This is a genomic window from Streptomyces sp. WAC05292 (assembly GCF_003949955.1).
Taxonomy (GTDB): Bacteria; Actinomycetota; Actinomycetes; order Streptomycetales; family Streptomycetaceae; genus Streptomyces; species Streptomyces globosus.
The window spans coordinates 1-4,395 of sequence record NZ_RPSE01000467.1 but is presented as its reverse complement, the minus strand read 5'-3'; the positions used below and the strand labels follow the sequence as shown (position 1 = coordinate 4,395).

The window sequence follows — 4,395 nt, the reverse complement described above, 5'->3', positions numbered from 1 at the left end:
CCCTCGCCCTCCTCCTCCCCCTCGCCGCAGCCCTCCGGCAAGGCCGGTGCCGTCCCGGACACAGGCGACGGCGTCTTCACCCCCTCCACCCGCACGGGACAGGCTCAGGGCAAGGGCCCCGCCCGCCGCTGGCGCGTCGAGGTCGAGGGCGGCAGCGGCATCGACCCGAACACCGCCGCGCAGTCCGTCGAGGCGATACTCGGCGACAAGCGCGGCTGGATCCGGGACCCCGCGTACGGCTTCCAACTCGTCGGCGCCGGACAGCCGGTGGACTTCACCGTGAAGATCGCCACCCCCAAGACCACCGACCGGCTGTGCGAGGTCGTCACCCCCGAGCTCGTCGGCGAGACGAACTGCCGCGCCGGGCACGACGTCGTCGTCAACCTCAAGCGCTGGCAGGAGGGTTCGCCGCAGTTCAAGGGCCCGGTGGAGGAGTACCGGGCGCTGATCGTCAACCACGAGGTGGGACACGAGCTGGGCCGGGGGCACGAGTCCTGCCCGGCTCCCGGCAAGCCGGCGCCGGCGATGATGCAGCAGATCAGGGGACTGTTCGGCTGCGTCGCGAACGCATGGCCGTACACCGAAAATGGAACCTACTTGTCCGGTCCAGCCGTCCCTTAGAGCGGGGAGAGTCGGCGAGTCGACCGTCCGGGCCGTGACGGCCGGGGGCGAGGAGTGGAAACGTGCGTGTCGTCAGCTTCAGCGTCCCGGCCTGGTTCCCGGCGTACGGGAGGGAGGCGACGGCCCGCCGCTCCGAGGTCCAGCTGACCGAGCAGGAGTCGGCCGTCTTCCTGTGCCTGGCGACCGGCGCGTCGAACGCCGAGCTCGCCGGCGAACTCCACCTGTCCGTCAGCACGGTGAAGTTCCACGTCCACAACATACGGGCCAAGCTGGGCGGGATCAGCCGCCTCCAGGCGTGCCTGCTGGCCGCCCTGGCCCGCGAGGAGGGGACGCTCAGCGCCGGCGGTGCAGCAGCCGTCCGCCGATGACGGTGGCCACGCACGCCGCGGACCCCGCCTCGCGCAGGGACCCGGCCCCGGCCGCCGCGAAGACCGCGAACCGGGCGGGCCCGCCCGCCGCCACGACCCCGTGGAAGGCCTCCCGGACGTCGGCCAGGCCCTCGAAGGGATCCGCCGGCACCGCCCGCCGCGCCCCGGACACCCCGGGCGCTGCTCCGCCCGCGGCCGGAGGCAGCAGCTCCAGACCCGAGCGGTCCACCGCCGTCCGCACCGCCGGGACCGTCAGCCGCCCCGTCACCGCCACCACCCCGCGGGCGAGCAGCTTCTGGGTGGCGCGCCGCGCGCTGTTGCCGCGGCGGGCCTCCGTCAGCCCCAGCGCGGCCAGCTCCGCGGCGCCGGTGATCGGCTCGGTGCCGAGCGCGTCCGCCTCGAACTGCCCGTCCGGGTGGTAGGCCTCCTCCAGCAGCTCCCGCGCCCCGTGCAGCACGAGCCCGGGGGTGAGCAGGCCGGGCCAGCGCCGCACCCGCGCCTGCGGGGCGCGCGCGCCGAGCTCCTCGTACGGGCCGACCGCGGTGATCCGCCCGCCGTCGACGAGGACCGCCCCGCCGGGCAGCGGATCGGCCCCGCGCCCGGTGAGGAGGGCGTCGGCGCGGTGCAGCGTCAGCACGGCCGGGTCACTCGGCGGAGATGAGCTTCAGCTCGGGGTGGGCGGTGCCGCCCTCGATCGCGACGGACGAGATGTGCGAGACGACGCGGTGGTCGACCGGGTCGTCCGCCGGGTCGGTGTGCACCGCGAGGTGCTCGTACGTCGTGGCGCGCTGGGCGGGGACGCGGCCCGCCTTGCGGATCAGGTCGATGATCTCGTGCCGGTTGGAGCGGTGCCTGGCGCCGGCCGAGGAGACGACGTTCTCCTCCAGCATGATCGAGCCGAGGTCGTCCGCGCCGTAGTGCAGCGACAGCTGCCCGGCCTCCTTGCCGACGGTCAGCCACGAGCCCTGGATGTGGGCGACGTTGTCGAGGAAGAGGCGCGCGACCGCGATCATCCGCAGGTACTCGAAGACGGTCGCCTGGGTGCGGCCCTTCAGGTGGTTGTTCTCCGGCTGGTACGTGTACGGGATGAACGCCCGGAAGCCGCCCGTGCGGTCCTGCACGTCGCGGATCATCCGCAGGTGCTCGATCCGCTCGGCGTTGGTCTCGCCCGTGCCCATCAGCATGGTGGAGGTGGACTCGACGCCCAGGGTGTGCGCCAGCTCCATGATCTCCAGCCAGCGCTCGCCGGACTCCTTCAGCGGGGCGATGGCCTTGCGCGGCCGCGCCGGCAGCAGCTCCGCGCCGGCGCCGGCGAAGGAGTCCAGGCCGGCCGCGTGGATGCGGCGGATGGCCTCCTCGGCGCTCACGCCCGAGATGCGGGCCATGTGCTCGACCTCGGACGCGCCGAGGGAGTGGATGACCAGCTGCGGGAACGCCTTCTTGATCGCGGAGAAGTGCTCCTCGTAGTACTCCACCCCGAAGTCCGGGTGGTGGCCGCCCTGGAACATGATCTGCGTGCCGCCGAGCTCCACGGTCTCCGCGCAGCGGCGCAGGATGTCGTCGAGGTCGCGGGTCCAGCCCTTCTTCGTGTCCTTCGGGGCCGCGTAGAAGGCGCAGAACTTGCAGGCCGTCACACAGACGTTGGTGTAGTTGATGTTCCGCTCGATGATGTACGTCGCGATGTGCTCCGTACCCGCGTAGCGGCGGCGGCGCGCGGCGTCCGCGGCGGAGCCGAGGGCGTGCAGCGGCGCGTGCCGGTAGAGGTCGAGCGCCTCCTCCGCGGAGATCCGGCCCCCCTCGGCGGCGCGGTCGAGGACAGACTGGAGAGCGGCCTGGTCGGTCACCGGTGCGTCACCCTTCGGCGGTGTGTCAAGAGGTCCGGACCGATCCAGCGTACGCCAGGGCCCGGAACGGGAAATCACCGGATGCGCGTCAGGTCCCCCTCGGGGTTTCCGGCGGCCGCGTCGCCCGACTTGTAGTGCAGGGTGCCGTTGTCGTTGAGGGAGAACCGCTCGTCGGAGGAGCCGTTCGAGCAGATGCCGGGAGCCGGGTTGGGGCCGCCCGACGTGTCGAGGACCAGCGAGCGGTCGGTCGCGGAGAGGAGCTTCCAGTCGCCGCTGCAGTCGGTGCCGAGCAGCGGCAGCACCGACTTGTCCCGGCCGACGACCTCGCCGGTGCGGCCCGCCTTGATGGTGATCTCGAACTCGGCCGGGACGCCCATGCGGGCCGTGGTCACCGTCCCCTTCCACGTCCCGACCAGCTCCTTCGGGACGTCGGCGCGCGCCTTCGGCGCGGACGGGCCGGGCGTGGCGGGGCTCTCGCCGGACGCCGCCGGCGGGCGGGCGCCCGCGTCCCGGCCGCTGCTGCCGCTTCCCGGGAGGAGCCCCAGCCCGTACAGGCCGCCGGAGAGCGCCGAGACGACGGCGGCCGCGGCGAGGACCACCGTGCAGCTGAGGCGCCGCCCGGCCGCGGTGAAGGCGAGCCTGCGCCCGTCCTCGACGCCGACCCCGACGCGCCGGTGCCGTGGGTGGCCACCGGGTACGTCGCCGGGCCGTCCCTCGGCGCGGCGGTCGCCGCGCACGGGCCGCTGCCCGAGCCGGCCGTGCGCGCCCTCGGCGAGGGCCTGGCCCGCGCCCTGTCCGCCGTCCATGCGCTGGGCCTGGTCCACCGCGACGTGAAGCCGTCGAACGTGATGCTCACCCTGGACGGCCCCCGCCTGATCGACTTCGGCATCGCGCGGGCCACGGACGGCACCGCCTCCCTCACCTCCACCGGGGTCTCCGTCGGCTCGCCCGGCTACATGTCCCCCGAGCAGATCCTCGGGCGCGGCGTCACCGGCGCCTCCGACGTCTTCTCCCTCGGCGCGGTGCTGGCGTTCGCCGCGACGGGCCGGCCCCCGTTCAGCGGGGACCACTCGGCGACCCTCCTGTACAAGGTGGTGCACGAGCCGCCGGACCTCGACGCCGTCCCGGCCGGCCCGCTGCGCGACCTGGTCGCCGCGTGCCTGGCCAAGGACGCCGCGGACCGGCCCGCACCGCAGGCCGTCGCGGACGCCTTCGACGGCGCGCTGCTCGCCCCGGGCCGGCTTCCCGCGGCCGTGCTGGAGGACGCGAGCCGGGCGGCCGTCGCCCTGCTCGACCTGGAGGCCGGGGAGCCCGGCCCGCAGCCGGAGGCCGCCTCGGGACCGGTCCCCTTCACCACGCCCGCGTACGGGGCCGGCGCGGGCGTCTTCGGGGCGCCCGACCCCTCGTACGGCGGCCCGGCCGGCTCCGGGTACGCCGCGACCCCGGGCCCGTACGGCGCGCCGACGCAGACCGCGGGCGGCGCCCTGCCCGGGCCGCGCACCGCGGGCCCCGGTACGCCCGGCCCCGGTACGGCCGGCTCCGGTACGGGGGCGGCAGGCAGC

The 4,395-nt window shown here is 75.0% G+C and carries 4 protein-coding genes and 1 pseudogene; 3 read left to right on the top strand and 2 right to left on the bottom strand.

The genetic code is table 11. From position 1 onward, the window contains the following. Positions 1–621: DUF3152 domain-containing protein (locus tag EF903_RS29340; RefSeq protein WP_125548034.1), on the top strand; the 621-nt coding region annotated here is incomplete at its 5' end. Between the two features lie 62 nt (positions 622–683). Next, positions 684–989 carry a response regulator transcription factor gene (locus tag EF903_RS29335; RefSeq protein ID WP_125548033.1) on the top strand — a complete coding sequence of 102 codons (306 nt, stop codon included), beginning with the start codon at positions 684–686 and terminating at the stop codon, positions 987–989. On the opposite strand, the gene EF903_RS29330 is transcribed toward EF903_RS29335, so the two are convergent. Continuing rightward, a complete protein-coding gene (locus tag EF903_RS29330) occupies positions 955–1,626 on the bottom strand; it encodes an imidazolonepropionase-like domain-containing protein (RefSeq protein WP_125548032.1) in 672 nt (223 codons plus the stop codon). The genes EF903_RS29335 and EF903_RS29330 overlap by 35 nt on opposite strands. A 7-nt stretch (positions 1,627–1,633) precedes the next feature. Further along, on the bottom strand, positions 1,634–2,833 hold the full coding sequence (gene mqnC / locus EF903_RS29325; RefSeq protein WP_125548031.1) for a cyclic dehypoxanthinyl futalosine synthase: 1,200 nt from the start codon (positions 2,831–2,833) through the stop codon (positions 1,634–1,636). A gap of 428 nt (positions 2,834–3,261) precedes the next feature. Here mqnC and EF903_RS29315 point away from each other — a divergent pair. After that, positions 3,262–4,395, top strand: a pseudogene (locus tag EF903_RS29315) (serine/threonine-protein kinase); the annotation flags it as partial.